This is a genomic window from Segniliparus rugosus ATCC BAA-974 (genome assembly GCF_000185725.2).
Lineage (GTDB): Bacteria > Actinomycetota > Actinomycetes > Mycobacteriales > Mycobacteriaceae > Segniliparus > Segniliparus rugosus.
In genome coordinates this window covers 365,490-381,777 of sequence record NZ_KI391953.1, presented here as the reverse complement: position 1 = coordinate 381,777, position 16,288 = coordinate 365,490, and the positions used below count along the sequence as shown (strand labels likewise).

At 67.8% G+C, this 16,288-nt stretch carries 19 protein-coding genes and 1 pseudogene; 9 read left to right on the top strand and 11 right to left on the bottom strand.

All coding sequences use genetic code 11. The features are described 5' to 3' along the window. Nucleotides 1-153 precede the first annotated feature (153 nt). Nucleotides 154-1,071 (top strand): aldo/keto reductase, encoded by a 918-nt coding sequence (locus tag HMPREF9336_RS01890; protein ID WP_021029938.1) that lies wholly within the window; start codon nt 154-156, stop codon nt 1,069-1,071. A gap of 80 nt (nt 1,072-1,151) precedes the next feature. Continuing rightward, nucleotides 1,152-2,140, top strand: a pseudogene (locus HMPREF9336_RS01885) (glutathione S-transferase family protein). 15 nt (nt 2,141-2,155) lie between these two features. On the opposite strand, the gene HMPREF9336_RS01880 reads toward HMPREF9336_RS01885, so the two are convergent. The 4 genes from HMPREF9336_RS01880 to HMPREF9336_RS01865 are packed head-to-tail and all read right to left on the bottom strand — an operon-like array spanning nt 2,156 to nt 6,127. Next, nucleotides 2,156-3,265 (bottom strand): YhjD/YihY/BrkB family envelope integrity protein, encoded by a 1,110-nt coding sequence (locus HMPREF9336_RS01880; protein ID WP_021029936.1) that lies wholly within the window; start codon nt 3,263-3,265, stop codon nt 2,156-2,158. Between the two features lie 3 nt (nt 3,266-3,268). Next, a complete protein-coding gene (gene trpS / locus HMPREF9336_RS01875) occupies nt 3,269-4,288 on the bottom strand; it encodes a tryptophan--tRNA ligase (protein WP_007471900.1) in 1,020 nt (339 codons plus the stop codon). Next, nucleotides 4,285-5,112 (bottom strand): exodeoxyribonuclease III, encoded by an 828-nt coding sequence (locus HMPREF9336_RS01870; protein WP_244431578.1) that lies wholly within the window; start codon nt 5,110-5,112, stop codon nt 4,285-4,287. Before HMPREF9336_RS01870 ends, trpS begins: the two co-directional genes overlap by 4 nt. Nucleotides 5,113-5,134: 22 nt before the next feature. Beyond that, nucleotides 5,135-6,127 carry an EamA family transporter gene (locus HMPREF9336_RS01865; RefSeq protein WP_007471903.1) on the bottom strand — a complete coding sequence of 331 codons (993 nt, stop codon included), beginning with the start codon at nt 6,125-6,127 and terminating at the stop codon, nt 5,135-5,137. Between the two features lie 126 nt (nt 6,128-6,253). On the opposite strand from HMPREF9336_RS01865, the gene HMPREF9336_RS01860 reads away from it, so the two are divergent. Continuing rightward, nucleotides 6,254-6,838 carry a CGNR zinc finger domain-containing protein gene (locus HMPREF9336_RS01860; RefSeq protein WP_007471905.1) on the top strand — a complete coding sequence of 195 codons (585 nt, stop codon included), beginning with the start codon at nt 6,254-6,256 and terminating at the stop codon, nt 6,836-6,838. A gap of 7 nt (nt 6,839-6,845) precedes the next feature. On the opposite strand, the gene HMPREF9336_RS01855 is transcribed toward HMPREF9336_RS01860, so the two are convergent. Continuing rightward, nucleotides 6,846-7,733 (bottom strand): helix-turn-helix transcriptional regulator, encoded by an 888-nt coding sequence (locus HMPREF9336_RS01855; RefSeq protein WP_007471907.1) that lies wholly within the window; start codon nt 7,731-7,733, stop codon nt 6,846-6,848. Between the two features lie 102 nt (nt 7,734-7,835). Here HMPREF9336_RS01855 and HMPREF9336_RS01850 point away from each other — a divergent pair, with 102 nt between their 5' ends. Next, entirely contained in the window at nt 7,836-9,239 is a 1,404-nt protein-coding gene (locus tag HMPREF9336_RS01850) for an MFS transporter (protein WP_007471909.1), read from the top strand. Here HMPREF9336_RS01850 and coaD read toward each other — a convergent pair. From coaD to HMPREF9336_RS01830, 4 genes are all read right to left on the bottom strand, one after another. Beyond that, nucleotides 9,236-9,718 (bottom strand): pantetheine-phosphate adenylyltransferase, encoded by a 483-nt coding sequence (gene coaD / locus HMPREF9336_RS01845; protein WP_007471911.1) that lies wholly within the window; start codon nt 9,716-9,718, stop codon nt 9,236-9,238. The genes HMPREF9336_RS01850 and coaD overlap by 4 nt on opposite strands. Nucleotides 9,719-9,756: 38 nt before the next feature. Further along, the gene (locus tag HMPREF9336_RS01840; RefSeq protein ID WP_007471912.1) at nt 9,757-10,941 is read right to left on the bottom strand and encodes a PDR/VanB family oxidoreductase; all 1,185 of its coding nucleotides are present in this window, start codon (nt 10,939-10,941) and stop codon (nt 9,757-9,759) included. Further along, nucleotides 10,934-11,848 (bottom strand): metal-dependent hydrolase, encoded by a 915-nt coding sequence (locus HMPREF9336_RS01835; protein WP_021029933.1) that lies wholly within the window; start codon nt 11,846-11,848, stop codon nt 10,934-10,936. Before HMPREF9336_RS01835 ends, HMPREF9336_RS01840 begins: the two co-directional genes overlap by 8 nt. 252 nt (nt 11,849-12,100) lie before the next feature. Further along, nucleotides 12,101-12,307 (bottom strand): hypothetical protein, encoded by a 207-nt coding sequence (locus HMPREF9336_RS01830; protein ID WP_021029932.1) that lies wholly within the window; start codon nt 12,305-12,307, stop codon nt 12,101-12,103. Between the two features lie 153 nt (nt 12,308-12,460). Between HMPREF9336_RS01830 and HMPREF9336_RS01825 the strand changes: the two genes are divergently transcribed. From HMPREF9336_RS01825 to HMPREF9336_RS01810, 4 genes are all read left to right on the top strand, one after another. Continuing rightward, nucleotides 12,461-13,033: an MmpS family transport accessory protein gene (locus tag HMPREF9336_RS01825; protein WP_169727291.1), complete on the top strand. Its 573-nt coding sequence runs from the start codon at nt 12,461-12,463 to the stop codon at nt 13,031-13,033. A 173-nt stretch (nt 13,034-13,206) separates the two neighbouring features. Continuing rightward, a complete protein-coding gene (locus HMPREF9336_RS01820) occupies nt 13,207-13,554 on the top strand; it encodes an MmpS family transport accessory protein (protein WP_007471918.1) in 348 nt (115 codons plus the stop codon). A 45-nt stretch (nt 13,555-13,599) separates the two neighbouring features. Beyond that, on the top strand, nt 13,600-13,950 hold the full coding sequence (locus tag HMPREF9336_RS01815) for a metal-sensitive transcriptional regulator (protein ID WP_007471920.1): 351 nt from the start codon (nt 13,600-13,602) through the stop codon (nt 13,948-13,950). 19 nt (nt 13,951-13,969) lie between these two features. After that, nucleotides 13,970-14,173 carry a heavy-metal-associated domain-containing protein gene (locus tag HMPREF9336_RS01810; RefSeq protein ID WP_007471921.1) on the top strand — a complete coding sequence of 68 codons (204 nt, stop codon included), beginning with the start codon at nt 13,970-13,972 and terminating at the stop codon, nt 14,171-14,173. Here the strand turns inward: HMPREF9336_RS01810 and HMPREF9336_RS01805 are convergent. Beyond that, a complete protein-coding gene (locus HMPREF9336_RS01805; RefSeq protein ID WP_021029930.1) occupies nt 14,170-15,144 on the bottom strand; it encodes an NAD(P)H-dependent flavin oxidoreductase in 975 nt (324 codons plus the stop codon). The genes HMPREF9336_RS01810 and HMPREF9336_RS01805 overlap by 4 nt on opposite strands. A gap of 106 nt (nt 15,145-15,250) precedes the next feature. Here HMPREF9336_RS01805 and HMPREF9336_RS01800 point away from each other — a divergent pair, with 106 nt between their 5' ends. Beyond that, nucleotides 15,251-15,682: a hypothetical protein gene (locus HMPREF9336_RS01800; protein WP_007471925.1), complete on the top strand. Its 432-nt coding sequence runs from the start codon at nt 15,251-15,253 to the stop codon at nt 15,680-15,682. A gap of 41 nt (nt 15,683-15,723) precedes the next feature. Here the strand turns inward: HMPREF9336_RS01800 and rsmD are convergent, their stop codons facing one another. Continuing rightward, nucleotides 15,724-16,287, bottom strand: a complete 564-nt coding sequence (rsmD, locus tag HMPREF9336_RS01795) for a 16S rRNA (guanine(966)-N(2))-methyltransferase RsmD (RefSeq protein ID WP_007471927.1) — start codon at nt 16,285-16,287, stop codon at nt 15,724-15,726. Nucleotide 16,288: the final 1 nt, after the last annotated feature.

Below are 16,288 nucleotides of genomic sequence, written 5' to 3'. Positions count from 1 at the left end.
GAGCCACCCTAGGCTCGGAGCACGACACAGAGCTTGTGTCGTCGCAACGCAGAGCCTGTGCCTCGCCGCGACACAGCGCTGTGTCGACACATTTCACAGAACAAAGACGAGTCGCAACAAGACGAATTTGGTAGATAAGAGGATGAAAGACTCATGAAACTGCTCAAGGAATATCAGCCTGCTCCTGCGGTAGAGCTTCATGACGGCGCCGCTATCCCCCAGGTTGGCCTCGGAGTCGCCAAAATGTCGGACGAAGACACTCGCGAAGTCGTCAAAGACGCCCTCCACATGGGCTACCGCCACATCGACACCGCTTCGAAATACGGCAACGAGCGGGGCGTCGGACAAGGTATCGCCCAATCCGGCGTCAGCCGGGAAGACGTTTTCATCACGACAAAAGTTTGGTTCGAAGATTTCGACGACGTCACCGGAAGCCTCCAGCGCAGCCTTGTCGAATTGCAAACCGACTATGTCGACCTTTTCCTCATCCACTGGCCGGTTCCCCAGCTTGGGAAATACGTGGACGCATGGAAAGGTCTCGTCCAGGTCCAAGAGTCCGGTTTGGCCCGCTCCATCGGGGTGGCGAATTTCGAATCAGACCACCTTCATGAAGTTATCGACGCGACCGGGGTCGCCCCTGCGATCAACCAGGTGGAGCTGCATCCGTATTTCCAGCAGTCCCAGCTGAAAGAGGCGAACGCCCGCCACGGCGTCGTCACGCAGGCGTGGAGCCCGCTCGCCCAGGGGATCGGGTTGCTCGACAATCCGCACCTCGCCGCAATCGCCGACAAGCACGGCAAGAGCATCGCGCAGGTCATCCTGCGCTGGCACGTGGAGCTCGGCCACGTCGTCATTCCCAAGACCAGCTCCTCCCGTCGCCTCGCCGAGAACTTCGACATCTTCGACTTCTCCCTCGACGAGGGCGATCTGAAGGCGTTCGAAGTGCTCGACGATCCGGAGTCCGGCCGCCTCGGCTGCCACCCCAACGATGGCTACTCGGCCCATGTCTCGCCGAAGAGCAAGGAGCGCATGGCGGAAGTCGCCAACGAGCAGAACAAGCGAGCCGCCTGAGCCGACTGAGCGCAGAGCAACGGATCGAGCCGCCGCGACCCTTGTGGCGCGGCGGCTCGATCCGTACTACGGTGGGGATCATGGCTCTCGACACCGAGTTCATCCGCGACAGCCGTTACATCAACACCCGGATCACCGCAGACGGACGGGAGGGCTATCCGGTCGAGCCGGGCAGGTACCGGCTCGTGGCCGCGCGGGCATGCCCGTGGGCGAACCGCACATTGATCGTGCGACGGCTCCTGGGTTTGGAAGGAGTCCTCTCCCTCGGCCTGTGCGGGCCGACGCACGACGAGCGCAGTTGGACGTTCGACCTCGACCCGGGCGGGCTCGACCCGGTCTTGGGGATCCATTGGCTCCGCGACGCCTACAACAAGCGGGTTCCCGACTACCCGAGGGGCGTCACCGTGCCCGCGATCGTGGACATTCCGACCGGGGCGGTGGTCACCAACGACTTCGCGCGCATCACTCTCGACTTCTCCAGCGAATGGCGGGCCCACCACCGCGAGGGCGCCCCCGACCTTTATCCCGAGCCGCTGCGGGCGGAGATCGACGAGATCAACCAGTTCGTCTACGAGTCGGTCAACAACGGCGTCTACCGTTGCGGGTTCGCCAAATCCCAGGAGGCGTACGACGCGGCGTACGACACGCTGTTCTCCGCGCTCGACCGGCTCTCCGAGCGCCTGGCGACACGGCGCTACCTCGTCGGGGACGCCATCACAGAGGCCGACGTCCGCCTCTTCGTCACGCTGGTCCGATTCGACGCGGTGTACCACGGGCATTTCAAATGCAACCGTCAAAAGCTCGCGGAGAACCCCGTGCTCTGGGCGTACGCGAGGGACTTGTTCCAGACGCCGGGCTTCGGAGACACGATCGACTTCCAGCAGATCAAAAGCACTACTACGCGGTGCATCTCGACGTCAATCCCACCGGGATCACGCCGAAAGGCCCCTCGCTCCAGAACTGGCTCGACCCCCATTCGCGCGCCGAACTCGGCGGGCGGCCGTTCGGGGACGGAACCCCGCCTGGGCCGCCGCCCGCCCATGAAACGGTGCTCGACCAGCTCGCGTAGGCCGGGCGCGCGCTCTTAAGCCTCGTTCTTCGCCGCCTTCTGAGGCGGTTGCGCGGCGCGCTGGCCAGCCGAGCCCTCCGGCTCCTCGTCGCTCTTGCCCTCGTCCTCGTCCGCGATGCCCAACGCGCCTGTCAGCCAGCCGGTGGCCGCGCCGACACGGGCCTTCGCGGCCGCGTCGAGCTGCGCCGAGCGCGCCTCGGCCCCTTGCTCGGTCGCCGCCCACGCCGTCGCGAACAACACGATCCGCACCGTGAAGAAGAAGAACACCATCAGGCCCAGGATCGGGCCGAACGTCTTGCCAGCCGGACCGTTCGTCACCCCTTTGAGCAACAACCACGCCAGCTCCAGGAAGATCTGGAACAAGATCGCGCCGAGCAGCCCGGCCTGGGACGCGTCGGCGAGCGCCACCGATTTGCGCGGCAGCCGCGCGATCACAAAGGTGAACAACAACCAGGCGGCGATTGTCGCGAGCACCGTCGAGACGATCGTGAGGAATCCTTGCCCGCCGGACCAGTCGCCAAGCCCCACCTTGACCAGCGCCTTGACGAGCCATGAGCTCTTCGAGAGCGTGATGAGCCCGAAGACCACCACCAGCGCGAGGCCGAAGCTCGCCATCGCGAGCAGGTCGCTGAACTTGGTCTTGAACCAGTTGGCCTCCGAATCGGGATCCTGCTGCCACAGCTGGGTGAGCGACTCGCGCAGCGCGGCCATCCAGCCCAAGCCGGACCAGAGGCCGAGGGCCAGACCGACGGTCCCGACCGTGGTGCGCGAGGCGATGGCCGAGTCGATGAGCTGGTTGAGCTGCTTGGCGAGGCCGCCCTGCGCCATCGAAGTGATGCGCTCTTTGATGTGTTCGAGCAATTCGGGGTTCTGGATGAGCACCTGGCCCAGAATCGCGAAGCCGACCATGATCACGGGGAACAACGAGAGCACGCTGTAGTACGTCACGCCAGCGGCGAAGAAGTCAGCCTTGCGGTCCTGGTAGCGCTCCACCGCGCGCATGAGGTGCGCGAGCGGGGGCCACTTCTGCTGCAGTCCCTCGAACCAGCCCTTGAGCCGGTCCAGCAAGCCTTCCTTTTTGCCCTGGTCGGCTTCTTTGCTCTCGGGCGACGTGCTCTGGGCCAACGGTCAGCTCCTTCCGGGAACCCCTGGATCGGACAAGAACCCCACGACTTCGTACACCCGCGCCACCGTCGCGCTGGCGATCTCCCTTGCGCGCTCGCCGCCCTCAGAGATGATCCGGTCCAGCTCCGACCGGTTCTCCAGCCAGCCGAGCGTGCGCTCCCTGACCGGGGCGGCGAATTCCACGAACGCGTCCGCGAGGTCCACCTTCAACGCGCCGTACCCGCCGCCCTGGTATTTCAGCGCGACTTCCTCCGCAGTCTGGCCGGTGAGGGCCGCGAAGATCGCGAGCAGGTTCGACACCCCAGGCTTCGCCGCCGGGTCGAAGCGCACCTCGCCGTCCATATCGGTCACCGCGGAGCGGAACTTCTTCGCCGAAGTCTTCGGATCGTCCATGAAGTTCACGATGCCCGAGTCCGAGGACGCGGATTTGCTCATCTTCTTCGTCGGCTCGCGCAAGTCGTAGACCCGAGCCCCCGCCTTGACCAGCCTGGCCTTCGGCACGACGAACGTCTGGCCGAAGCGGTGGTTGAACCGCTCGGCGAGGTTGCGGGTGAGTTCGAGGTGCTGGCTCTGGTCGTCCCCGACCGGGACGAGTTCGGCCTGGTAGGCGAGGATGTCCGCAGCCATGAGACATGGGTAGGTGAACAGGCCGACCGAGGTCTGCTCCCCCTGCTTGTCCGATTTGTCCTTGAACTGCGTCATCCGGCTCGCCTCGCCGAAGCCCGTGAGGCAGCTGAGCACCCAGGCCAGCTGGGCGTTCGCCGGGACGTGGCTCTGCACGAAAATGGTGCACTGCGCCGGGTCAAGGCCGAGCGCCAACAGCTGCGCGATGTATTGCAGCGTCGACTCCCGCAGCTGCGCCGGATCATGCGGCGTGGTGATGCTATGCAGGTCGGGGATGAAGTACAGCGCCTCGTAGTCGTGCTGCAGCTCCACCCACTGCTTGATCGCGCCGAGGTAGTTGCCGAGGTGGACGGAGCTGCCGGTGGCCTGAATCCCCGAGATAAGACGCGGCCTGCTCATGCCGTGTACTCCACGATCACCGGGGCGTGGTCGGACCAGCGCAGGTCGTAGCGCTCCGCCCGTTGGGTGACGACCCTGGCCGCCCGTTTGGCGAGCTGCTTGTTCGCCACGTGGTAATCGATGCGCCACCCTGAGTCGTTGTCGAAGGCCTGTCCCCGGAACGACCACCAGGAGTACGGCCCCGCCTCGCCGGGGTGGAACGAGCGCTGCACGTCGGTCCAGTCGGAGCCCTCGCCGAAGACCTCGCTGAGCCAGGCGCGCTCATGCGGCAAGAACCCGGAGGCTTTCAGATTGCCCTTCCAGTTCTTGATGTCCAGCTCGGTGTGCGCGATGTTCCAGTCCCCGCAGATCAGCACGTCGCGGCGCTTGCGGGCCAGCGGCTTCAAATACTCGCCGAAGGTCTTGAGGAACTGGTCCTTCTCCACCTGGCGCTCGGTTTCCGCCTCGCCGGAGGGCAAGTACAGGCTCGCGAGGGTGAACGTCCCGAAGTCGGCCTCGATGTACCGGCCGGAGTCCGCGAACTGCGGGTCGCCGAAGCCGATCCGCACCGCGTCGGGCTCTCGGCGCGAGAGGATCGCGACCCCGCTGCGCCCCTTCTGCGCGGCGGGGGCCAGCGCGAGCTTCCAGCCGTCCGCGAGCACGGGCGCGAGCGCCGCGCGGGCCTCCGCCTCGGTCGCCCGGACTTCCTGCAGGCAGATGTACTCCGCAGGGGACTCGCCCAGCCAGCCCAGCAGTCCCGTGTTCTCCTCGGAGCGCGCTTTGACAGCGGCGCGGACCCCATTGACGTTCACAGTGGCCACGGAAAGGCCGTTCGACTCTGGCACGAATGGAAACAGTAGCAGAAAGTCAACGCGACGGAAACAGAAAATCCTGTTCAGAGGCATCGACGTCCTCGCCGCAGAGGGGCAGGTCCGGAGAGGCCCCTTCCGCCGAGCTGCCCTGCCGCTGCGTGAGCGCGACCCCGCTCAGGAGCACCGCCGCGCCGATCATTTGCAGAACGCTCAGGCGCTCCCCCAGCAGCAACCAGGCCATCAGGACCGCGACGGGGATTTCGAGGAGCCCGAGGATCGAGGCGACCGTCGGGCGGAGCCGGGAAATGGCCGCCACCCCGAACGGGTACGCCAATCCCGTCGTGAAGCCCAACGCAACCAGCGGGACCAGCGCGCTGGTCTGCGCGCCCGCCATCGTCACCTCCTGCGCCCCCTTGACCGCAGGGGCCAGCCCGGTCGCCACGATGGCCGCCATCCCCGCCGTGCCGAAGACCAGCCCCCCTGCGGCAAGCGCCGTCGGGGACACGTTGTCGGAGAAACGATGGCCGAGGATGAAGTACGCGGCTCCCGCGCTCGCCGCGGCCAGCCCCCAGAGCACCCCTGCCCCGTCGATGCTCGCGCCGGTGAAGACGCCGAGGACGGTCATCGCGCCGATCAGCGCGACCGAGGCCCCGACGAGGACGCCCGCCGAAGGGCGGACCCGCGTGGAGGCCCACATCCAGCTGATCACCACCACAGGGGAGAGGTATTCGAGCATCAGCGCGATGCCGACCGACATGTGCTGCGCCGCGCTGAAGAAACAGAACTGCGAGATCACCATGGAGATGAGCCCGTAGAGCGCCACCGCGCTCCGGTGCCGCCACACCGTCCGCCACCAGTCGGGCTCGAACCACTGCGCCACGAGCGCGGCGGCCACCGCCGCGATCCCGAGCCGGGTGAGCACGACGCCGCCGGTGGACCAGCCCGCTTGGGTCAAGGTTTTCGCGAACGGGCCGGACACGCCGAAGCACATCGCGGCGGCCACCGCCAGCGGCAGACCGGCGAGCTGCGTTTGTCTCGTCGACTTCATAAACATGTCCTCACCTCCAGGGCGGACGAATCCCCTGGCAGTTCCCAATGGAGATGTCATGAGCTAATGAACTTTCGCTCATGACGCTAGCAAGTTCCGCTGTCATGTGTCAAGATGATTTGAGTCATGACAGAGACGAAACACGGGACGCTCTTCAGCCAAGACGTCATTGCCACGCTGCTGGCGCTCGCCCCCTTGGTGAACTCCGAACTCGGCGGGGCCGACGTGCTCGCGAGCCAGAGCGCGCTGCGCGGCTACCTCGACGAGCACGGCTGGACCGGGCGGCGGGACGGCGACGAGGCGGAACTCGCGGCGATGCGCGCGCTAAGAGCGCGCATCCGCGTGCTCTGGGAGCTGCTCGACCAGGAAGAGGCCTTGGTCGCCGAAGTCAACTCGCTCCTCGCGGCGAACAGGGCGAACCCGTGGCTCACCCGGCACCCGGAAGCGCCGTACTGGCATCTGCACTTCAACCAGACCGACGATCCGCTCGCCGAACGCATCGGCGCGGACGTCGCCATGACTTTCGCCGAGCTCATCCGCGCGGACGAGCTCTCCCGGCTCAAGCGCTGCGCCGCGCCGGACTGCGACGCGGTCCTCATCGACCTCTCCCGAAACCGCTCGCGCATGTTCTGCGACATCGGGAACTGCGGCAACCGCATCCACGTCGCCGCGTACCGCGCGCGCAAGGCCCGCGAGACGCAGGCGCGCTGAATCCCGCTCAGCCGCCCGGCGACCCGTTCGCCAGCGCGTCCGAGCGGACCGTCGTCGTCGGCTCCGACGCGAACATCGCGTCCAGCCTCGCCAAGGCCGCGCGGGTCGGCTCGTCCGAGGGCGTCAGCGTCACCATGCGCGACTTGGGGGCAACCGCGTGCGTGAAGCTCGTCGAGTCGAGTTCCACACAGCCCACATACGGGCAGTGCAACCGCCAACGCCGGTCCTCGGGAGCCTGGATGTCGTGACGGCGCCAGGACTCGGCGAACTGCGGGGACAGCGCGCGCAGCTGCTCGACCATGCCCGTCCAGGAGGGGTCGTCCATGTGGTCCGCCATCGCGCCCCGGAACCGGCTGACGTAGCTGTGCAACGCCTCGGGGTGGTCCGCGAAGCCCGCGCGCCACCCAGGATCGCAGACGATCAGCATGAGGCAGTTGCGGTCCCGCTCCGGGATCGCCCCGAGATCGCCGTAGAGCCGCCGATACGTCCTGTTGTAGGCGAGCAGGTCCAGTTTGTCGTCCACGACGCACGCGGGATACGGCAAGATCCGCTCCAAAAGGAGCCGATGCGCCTCGGTGACGGTCTGCGCGCGCTCGTCGCGGGCCTTGCCGGGGCTCAGGCCGGCGAGCCGGAGCAGATGGTCGCGCTCGTGGGATTCCAGGCGCAACGCGTCCGCCACGGCGGCGAGCACCTGGGCGGAGGCGTTGATCGCCCTGCCCTGCTCCAGCCAGGTGTACCAGGTCAGCCCCACTCCGGCGAGCGCCGCGACCTCCTCCCTTCGCAGCCCCGGCGCGCGTCTGCGGCCCGCGCGGGGGATCCCGACCGCCTCGGGCGAGAGCCGGTCGCGTCTGCTGCGCAAGAACTCGGCCAGCGCCTTGCGCCTCGTCTCGCCCATCGTCTCACCTCGAAATCCCGCCGGGACATGCCAGGCTAGTAGGAGCAATACCAGGATAACTGCCGTCTGGTACCGGGATAACTTCTTCGCCATACTCGACTCGTGACGACGACCGCCTGCCCCGCGCACGAGCCTTGCGCCCTCGCCGAACGGCACAAGGAAGGGGCGCTGAGCGCTGTGGGGCTCGCCGCGCTCACGCTGGCGGGGTTCGCGATCCCGTACAACTACAACGCCGCCGTCGTCGCGCTGCCGACGATCAGAACCGCGCTCGGCGCGTCGGACGCCGCCTCGGAATGGGTGCTCGCCGGGTACGGGCTGCCGCTCGGCGCGCTTTTGATCCTCGGCGGACGGCTCGGCGACCGCTACGGGCGGCGCAGGCTGCTCGCCCTCGGCTTCGTCCTGCTCCTGGTCTCCGCCGCCGCGGCGGGTTTCGCGCCGAACATTGAGACGCTGCTCGGGCTCCGCGCCGTCCAAGGCGTCGCCGCCGCCATGGCGCTGCCGCAAATCCTGGCCACCATCCAGGCGACCACGGCCGGGGCGCGCCGGGCCAAGGCGATCTCGATGTTCACGGCGGGAGCCGGGGCGGGCACCGCGTTCGGGCAAGCTTGCGGCGGGCTTTTGATCGCCTCGGTCGGCTGGTCTGGCGTGTTCTGGAGCACGGCGGGGCTGGCCGCAGTGTGCCTCACGGGGATCGTCGCGGTGCCGCAAGGGCGCGCCGACCGCCGCACCTCGATGGACCCGGTCGGGGTGCTCTTGCTCGCCTCGGGGCTCGTCCTGCTGCTCACCCCGGTCACCCTCGCGCCGACCATGGGCGCGGCCTGGCTCTTCCTGCTGGCTCCCGCATGCGGGGCGTTCGCCCTCTTTTGGCGCCACGAGCACGCCTACCGGGGGATGGCGATCGTGCCGCCCTCCGTGCTCGAACATCGCCCCATCTTGGCGGGCCTCGGCACCGCGGCCCTGTATTTCCTCTCCTACGGAGGCTTCGGCTACCTCTTCGCGCTGACGACGCAGCAGGGGCTCGGCTACAGCGCGTTCCAGTCCGGCCTCGCGCTCGGGCCGTTCTGCTTCGCGTTCCTCGCCATGTCGCTGCTAGTGGCCAAGATCGTGCTGCGCTTCGACCCCATCCGCGTCGGCCAAGTCGGGCTCATCGGGCAATCCGCCTGCCTTGTCGCGTTCGGTACGCTGCTCGCCCTGCAATGGCCGCACCCGAACCTGTGGCTCATGCAAGCCGTGCTGATCGCGCTCGGCGCCCTGCAAGGCCTCGTGTACGCCCCGCTCGTCGGCGCGATCATGAGCCACGTGCCCGCCGAGATCGCCGGTTTGACCGGCGGAGTCATCACCACCAGCCAGCAGGTCATGATGGCGATGGGCGTCGCGGGGTTCGGCGCGGCGCTCTCGCTCGCCACCTCGGCGGTCGGCATCCACCACGCGGCGGTGCTCTGCTTCGCCGCGACCGCCGCCGTCGCCTGCCTCGCGGGCCTCTTGGCCGCGAAAGCCCGGAACTAGGCCCGCGAGGCGAGCCGCTCCAACAGCTTCGGCAACACGCAGGGCGGGACGAACTCGCCAACCGAGCCGCCGTGCCCTGCCACCTCTTTGATCAAGGAGCTGGAGATGAACGAGTACTCGGGGGCGGTGGCGACGAAGAACGTGTCCACCTCGGCGAGATGGTGGTTCATCTGCGCCATGGCGATCTCGTACTCGAAGTCGATGCTGGTGCGCAGACCCTTGACGATCGCCTTGATCCGATGCTCCCGCGCGCCCTCCACCAAAAGGCCCGACCAGCAGTCGACGTCGACATGGGGGAAATCCGCCGTCGCCTCGCGGATCAGCGTCATCCGCTCCTCGGCGGCGAAGAGCGTCTGCTTCTTCGGGTTCGTCATCACGACGACGGTCAGCCGGTCGAAATGCTTCGCGGCCCTGCCGATGACGTCGAGGTGCCCGAGCGTGACCGGGTCGAATGTGCCTGGATAGATCGCGTGGCCCATAGGCTCTGAGCCTAACGCACTCCCCGCGCGGGGCGCGGTCACAGGTCGAGAGTCAGCCGTCCGCCGTCTTTGGACCGCGAGACGCACACAAGCATGTCGCCCCTCGCCCGCTGCTGATCGGTGAGCGTGCTGTCGCGGTGGTCCACCTCGCCGCCGAGCACGCGTTGCACGCACGTCCCGCAAAAGCCCTGCTGGCAAGAGTACCCGACGTTCGGCTTGACCCGACGGATCGCCGCGAGGGCGCTCTCGTCCGCCGCGACCTCGACCACCTCGCCGCTCCGGGCGAGCACCGCTTGGAACGGCGTCCCGTTCACCACCGGCGGCGGGGAGAACCGCTCGTAGTGCAGCTCGACCGAGGCGTCCGGCCCGATGCCCCGGCGGATCGTCTCGATCATCGGCGGCGGCCCGCAGACATAGACGGCGGTGTCCCCGTCCACCCCCGCCAGCAGCTCCTCCGGAACGGGCAGGCCGTGCTCGTCGTCCGTGCGGATCATCGCCCGATGGCCGAACGCCTCCACCTCGTCCAAGAACGGCAGGCTCGACCGGTGCCGGCCCGAATAGAGCATGCTCCACTCCAAGCCGAGCCGGTCCGCGAGGCGCGCCATCGGCAGGATCGGCGTGATCCCGATGCCGCCCGCGATGAAGCGCAGCTTCTTCTTCGACGAGGCGGACCCCGGCAACGGCATCATGAACGCGTTGCGAGGCTGGCTGACCTCGACGAATTGGCCCACCTCGAGCGCATGTGCCTCGATGGACCCGCCCCCGCCGTCCGGGATCCGCCGGACCCCGATCCGGTACTCCCGCTCCCTGCGCGGGTCCCCGCACAACGAGTACTGGCGCACCCGGCCCGAGGGCAGGTGCAGGTCGATGTGCGCGCCCGCGTGCCACGGGGTCAGCTTCGCGTTGTCCGCAGCGGCGAACGTGAGCTGGCAGACGTTCTCGTCCCTCGCGACGATCTGCCGGTCGATCAGCCGCAGGACCCTACGCCCGGAGTTCTCCGCGAGCTCGGGCGCGTCGTCCTGGAAGATGCTGCGCACCAGCGGCGGGGCGACATAGTCGATCATGGCGCCAACGACGCGCAGCCCCCGGTCGCGGCGGTCTTGCGTGTAGAGCGTGAGCGGGACGTCCCGTTCGCTGGTCTTCAAAATCCCCGCTTTGATCAGCGCGTTGCGCATGCGGCGGCGGACCGGCCCGATCTCTTCCACGAAAACCTGCTCAGCCATTGATCTCTCGGGCCGCGGGAGACGTGGCGAGGTACGCGATGGCCTGAGCGGTGTTCCCCTCCGCCTCCGGCGAGTAGTTCGGCTTGAACAGCCGCAGCATCGTGACGAACAGGAACCGGATCGTCGGTATCGAGCCCCGCTTGCCCGACTTCCGGATCTTCCACATCAACCGGAAATAGCCGAGATTGGGCAGCGAGGGGTCGTTATGGACCAGGAATTTCGTCCCCCTGGCGACGAGCATGAGCAGGACGGCGGCCGCGACGACGCTCGCCACCATATGCCGCAGGTAGCCCTTGCGGAAGTAGCCCGCCACGTTGTACGCGACGTGGCGGTGCTCGACCTCTTCCGCGCCGTGCCAGCGGAAAAGGTCTTTGATCACCGGGTCAACGCCCATCTCGTCCCAGTTGTTGTTGAGCACCCAGTTGCCGAGGGCCGCGAAGAAGTGTTCCAGCCCTGCGATGATCTCGACCGACACCTCGGCCGCGCCGCGCGAAGGGGCGGGGTAGACGGTTTCGAGCCGCTCGCTGATCCGCCCGAAGAGCCACTCCACCTGGTCGACGAACGGCTCCGCGTCGATCCCGTGCCGCCGGAGGAACTCCGGAAGCGCCTTGTCGTGGCTCTTGGCGTGCACGGCCTCCTGCCCCATGAAGCCGATCATCTCTTCGCGCAGCCGCTCGTCTTTGACGTAGCCCATCGCCTCGGTGAAGTTCGCGCAGAACCACCGCTCCCCCGTGGGGAGCAGGAGGTTCAGCGAGGAGATGAAATGCGAGCCGTACGGGTCGCCCTCGATCCAGCACAGCGGCGAGTTCGAGAAGTCGAACTGGACGTCCCGCGCGTGCAGCGCGACCTCTTCGGGAGCGAAATGGTCCGGGGCCGCGCCTGTCGTCGCGAACCGCTCAACAGCCATGCTCTTCTCCTCGCAGCGTTCTCGAAGCCTTGCTTCAACTATATGGCGCAGCTCATAGCCGATATACGTGATGTTCGGACAAATCATACAGAAAACATGATATACATCACACATTGCGGGTCGGCCGCCCGCCGTCCTCGCACCGCGAGACCCGGACCGAGGAGCGATCCGACAGCCGTAGCAAACTCCTTCAGCGCCCGAGCCAGCGCGCCGCTTCCGCAGTACGCCCGGAAGGCACTGGCCGACGGCCCGCTACTCCTCCCAGAACCAGGCTCCCCCGCCGGGGATCTGCTTGCCGGAGAGCAGCTTGCAGTGGACGTCCTCGCGGCCGACGAACTCCGCGGACTTCCTGCACGTCCACTCGTCCTGGTACGGGCCGCGCAGCTTCTCGTGAAGCGGGGCGACCTGCCCTTGGCCCGCGAGCACGAGAGCGGCGGCGAAAACAGCGACCGGTGACATCGGTTCCTCCATACGACGAAGCCGCCGCCTGCGATGAGCCGTCTTGGAGGACCCGGCAGCGGCTGGGCCCTTCCGATGGGATGCAGTCTAGCAACACATTGGCGCTAAGATGAGTCGATCGCCACAGCGGACCGACCAATGAAAGCGCCCTCGATGAAAACCGCGAAACTGCCGCTCCTTTTCGTCATGGCCGTGGTCGGCGTCCTCGTCGTGGGCGGATTCGCCCTCGTGGCCGTGGTCAGCCTGCCCGCGCGGGACGGCGGGGCCGCGCTCGACCGCGTCGAGCAGGCCACCTCGGCCCCCACCGGCTCGAGCATCGCGGCCTCGACCCCGCAGCGCATGCCCAGCCCCGACTCGCCCCGAGCCACCACGAGCACGACCGGCGCGTTCCCCGAGCCCTCCACCCGGCGCTCTTCCGCCGCGTCGACCCCGACCGCCAAAGGCATTCCGATGACCGTCTCGTATTCGGTCACCGGCCCCGCCGTCGCGTCCATCCTGATGTACTGGCAGGCCGACCACGACATCGCGTCCGAACACGGGATCGCGTTGCCCTGGTCCCGCACCGTCACCCTCACCGATCAAAACCCCATCCGGCTCAGCGCCCAAGTCGATTCGGGCACCGCGCATTGCCGGATCACCGTGGACGGCCAGGTCGTCGCCGAGGCCACCGGGGACTATTTCGTCAGCTGCGAGACCACGCTGCGCCCAGCCGTCCACGACCGCTAAGCGGCTCCGCAGCGCCCGAACGCCCCGCCAGCGCCCTTGGCGTTTTCTCAGCTCTTTCCCAGCGCCGCGCGGTTGCACGGGGGTTTCGGCCGGATTAGCATTTGCCGCAGAGAGATCGCAGTTGACCGGGGGAGTCCGACCGCCTGGCAGCGCAGAGAAAGGATCAGCCGCTCATGTCCGTTTTGGCCAAAGCCGCCCTCGTCGCGGCCGCCGCCCTCCCCTTGGCGCTACCCGCCAGCCTCGCCGCAGCGGCCCCGGTGACGGTCGCCTACCAGGTCCTCGGCTCCGGCCCCGCGACAGAACTCGTCTACTGGGACGAGAACGGCGCGAAGCAGACCCTCAACAACGTCCCGCTGCCGTGGAGCAAGACGGTGTCGATCGCCCAGACCATCCCCATCCACTTGAACGCGCTCGTCTCCAGCGGCGAGGTCACCTGCAAGATCGCGGTGAACGGCAAGCCGACCGTCGAGACCAAGGGGAAGTTCTCCACGCGCTGCAGCACGGACATCACGGGGTCTTGAGCTTTCCCCGGCCTCAGCAATACCCTACTGGGGTATAATCGGCAGATGAGCGAAGAAATGCCAAGCCCCACCGCGCCCGAGACAGGGGCGGACTGCTGCCACAAAGCCGAGCACGGCGCGCACGGGTACAACGACAACAAGGAGAGCCACCTGCGCCGATTGCGCAGGATCGAAGGCCAAGTCCGGGGCCTCGCCCGCATGATCGAGCAGGACGACTACTGCATCGACGTCCTCACCCAAGTCTCGGCGACGACTCGGGCATTGCAATCCATGGCGCTAGGCTTGCTCGACGAGCATTTGAAAGGGTGCGTCGCCTCGGCGATCCACCACGAAAACGACCCCGAGGCGAAAATCGCCGAGGCTTCGGCCGCCATCGCCCGGCTCGTCCGTTCGTAAAGGAGCGTGAAGGAGGACTATGACCATCCAGACTTACCGCGTGTCGGGCATGACCTGCGGGCATTGCGCGAGCGCGGTGAACAAGGAGCTGACCGCGCTCGACGGAGTCGCCGACGTCGCCGTCAACCTGGAGACCGGCGAAGTCAGAGTCGCCTCAACCGGCCCGCTCGACGACGGGCAAGTCCGCGACGCCATCGCCGAAGCGGGCTTCGAGCTCGTTTAAAGCCTTCCCGCCCGGCCGACGCGAGCGAGGGCTTCGCCCGTCTCGGCCATCAGCGCGCGCATGATGTCCGAGGCTGGAAGCGCCTCACGGATGAGCCCGACGCCTTCGCCGACGTGGACGCTCGCCATTCGGAAATCGCCGTTCGCCAGAGCCTCCGCGAAGGCCTCGCGCAACTGCGGCATCCGCTCGGCGAGTTCGCCCTCTCGCCCGTGCCACTGGTCGATGAACTCGTTGCGGAGCACCCGGCCTGTGAACTCCTCGGGCCAGGAAAGACCCCTGGCCACGTCGTACACGCGGGTGCGCACGGTGTCGTCCCCCTTCGCCGCGACGACCAGCCGTCGAGCGGCCTGCGACAGGAGCGACTCCTCGCTCACGACGAACCTGCTGCCGACCACCGCCCCTTCGGCCCCCAGCGCGAGCGCGGCGGCGAGCCCCCTGCCGTCGATCACGCCGCCCGCGGCGAGCACGGGCGCGCCCGCGTCGCGCGCGAGGTCGACGACCTCGGGAACGAAAGTGAACGTCGCGCGGGCCGAGCCGCCGTGCCCGCCCGCCTCGGTCCCCTGCGCCACCAAGACATCCGCCCCCGCCTCGAGCGCGACGGCGGCCTGGTCGAGGTTTTGCACCTGGCAGACCAGCCTCGCCCCGGCCTGGTGGACGGCCGCGGCATACGGGGTCGGATCGCCGAAGGAGAACCACACCGCGGCGGGCCCGCTCGCCAGAGCCGCGTCGAGCAGCTGTCGATTCTGCTCGACCGTCCAGGTGATGAAGCCGATCCCGATCCGGGCTTCCCCGGCCAACGCGAGCTCGCGTTCCAGCCCCTCGACCCCGCCATACCCGGCTCCGATGAAACCGAGGCCGCCCGAGGCCGAGACCGCGCTCGCCAACCGCCCGCCCGCCACGCCCCCCATCGGCGCGAGGAGCACCGGGTGCTCGATGCCGAACATTTCGGTCAGTTTGGTCGCGTATGCCATGGTCCTTCTCCTCGCCTCGCTCCAGGGCGACCGCGCCCAGACCCGAGCACAACGGAGCCGCCGACAGTACAGAATACGGCTGGGCCTCGTGGGCTAGACTGCCCCCATGGAGCGCACAACACTGTTATGCAGCACTGCGGCCGTCCTCGCCGCCGCCGGGCTGGTCTTCCTCTGGGCGCTCGCCCTCGGCGTGCTCAAGTACCGTCAGATCGCCGCCTCGCCGAAGCGCCGTGCGCACCACTACACCGACATCGCCCGTCGGTCGGCGCTGCTGTACTCCTTCGCCATCCTGCTTATCGCGGCGTTCGTGCAGTTGAGCGCGTGGCCGCAGATCGTGAACTTGGCGGCAGCCCTCGTCGTCATCGCCTTCTTCGTCTTCGCCATCGGCTCCTACACCTACCACGGGGTGCGCAAGGACACGACGAACCAGTTCAAGGACGCGGGCTGGTTTCTGCGCGCGGGCATGGTCGCCTTGGCCGTCGGCGAGATCGGCGGTTTCGCCGTCATCTTCGCCGGATTCCTCTGGGGCCTGCGCTGACCGCTGCGGTCCGAGGAGCCGACGGCGCGGCAGATCGCCGTCTAAGGCCCAGGCCTGGCGAACTCCACACGCGTATCGCCATACAGATAACTCTTGACCGGCTCCAAGCCGTCCGGCCACGTCGGGGCGGCGGCTCTGGCCGCGCGTTCGAACACGAGCATCCCGTCCGTCGCGATCCAACCGCCCGAGGCGAGCTTGCCGAGCACGTCGGCGACCTCCCCGCCGCCGATGTCGTAAGGCGGGTCGGCGAGCACCAAGTCGTACGGCTCGGCGGGGGCATGTCCCGCGAGCGCCTGTTGCACCTTGCCGACCTGGACCCGGACTCTTCCCTCCAGTCCGAGGCTGGCGATGTTCGCGCGCAGCGCCTTCACCGCGACCGCCGCGTGCTCGACCAAGACCGCCGTCTCGGCTCCGCGCGAAACCGCCTCGAAGCCCAGCGCGCCCGAACCCGCGTACAGGTCCAGCACGCGCGCCTCGTCCAGATCGATATAGCTGCGCAGCGCGTCGAAGATCGCCGCCCGCACCCGCTCGGCGGTCGGCCTCGCCCCCGCTTGCGGCACCTGCAGCCGACGACCGCGCAGCGCTCCGGAAACAACCCTGATCATC

What these genes read in the sequence shown, in the direction of transcription:
- HMPREF9336_RS01855 (WP_007471907.1), bottom strand. Translation starts at nt 7,733, where the DNA reads ATGGGCGAGACGAGGCGCAAGGCGCTGGCCGAGTTCTTGCGCAGCAGA.
- HMPREF9336_RS01840 (WP_007471912.1), bottom strand. Translation starts at nt 10,941, where the DNA reads ATGGCTGAGCAGGTTTTCGTGGAAGAGATCGGGCCGGTCCGCCGCCGC.
- coaD (WP_007471911.1), bottom strand. Translation starts at nt 9,718, where the DNA reads ATGGGCCACGCGATCTATCCAGGCACATTCGACCCGGTCACGCTCGGG.
- rsmD (WP_007471927.1), bottom strand. Translation starts at nt 16,287, where the DNA reads ATGATCAGGGTTGTTTCCGGAGCGCTGCGCGGTCGTCGGCTGCAGGTG.
- HMPREF9336_RS01830 (WP_021029932.1), bottom strand. Translation starts at nt 12,307, where the DNA reads ATGTCACCGGTCGCTGTTTTCGCCGCCGCTCTCGTGCTCGCGGGCCAA.
- HMPREF9336_RS01825 (WP_169727291.1), top strand. Translation starts at nt 12,461, where the DNA reads ATGAAAACCGCGAAACTGCCGCTCCTTTTCGTCATGGCCGTGGTCGGC.
- HMPREF9336_RS01810 (WP_007471921.1), top strand. Translation starts at nt 13,970, where the DNA reads ATGACCATCCAGACTTACCGCGTGTCGGGCATGACCTGCGGGCATTGC.
- HMPREF9336_RS01860 (WP_007471905.1), top strand. Translation starts at nt 6,254, where the DNA reads ATGACAGAGACGAAACACGGGACGCTCTTCAGCCAAGACGTCATTGCC.
- HMPREF9336_RS01800 (WP_007471925.1), top strand. Translation starts at nt 15,251, where the DNA reads ATGGAGCGCACAACACTGTTATGCAGCACTGCGGCCGTCCTCGCCGCC.
- trpS (WP_007471900.1), bottom strand. Translation starts at nt 4,288, where the DNA reads ATGAGCAGGCCGCGTCTTATCTCGGGGATTCAGGCCACCGGCAGCTCC.
- HMPREF9336_RS01805 (WP_021029930.1), bottom strand. Translation starts at nt 15,144, where the DNA reads ATGGCATACGCGACCAAACTGACCGAAATGTTCGGCATCGAGCACCCG.
- HMPREF9336_RS01815 (WP_007471920.1), top strand. Translation starts at nt 13,600, where the DNA reads ATGAGCGAAGAAATGCCAAGCCCCACCGCGCCCGAGACAGGGGCGGAC.
- HMPREF9336_RS01890 (WP_021029938.1), top strand. Translation starts at nt 154, where the DNA reads ATGAAACTGCTCAAGGAATATCAGCCTGCTCCTGCGGTAGAGCTTCAT.
- HMPREF9336_RS01820 (WP_007471918.1), top strand. Translation starts at nt 13,207, where the DNA reads ATGTCCGTTTTGGCCAAAGCCGCCCTCGTCGCGGCCGCCGCCCTCCCC.
- HMPREF9336_RS01865 (WP_007471903.1), bottom strand. Translation starts at nt 6,127, where the DNA reads ATGAAGTCGACGAGACAAACGCAGCTCGCCGGTCTGCCGCTGGCGGTG.
- HMPREF9336_RS01835 (WP_021029933.1), bottom strand. Translation starts at nt 11,848, where the DNA reads ATGGCTGTTGAGCGGTTCGCGACGACAGGCGCGGCCCCGGACCATTTC.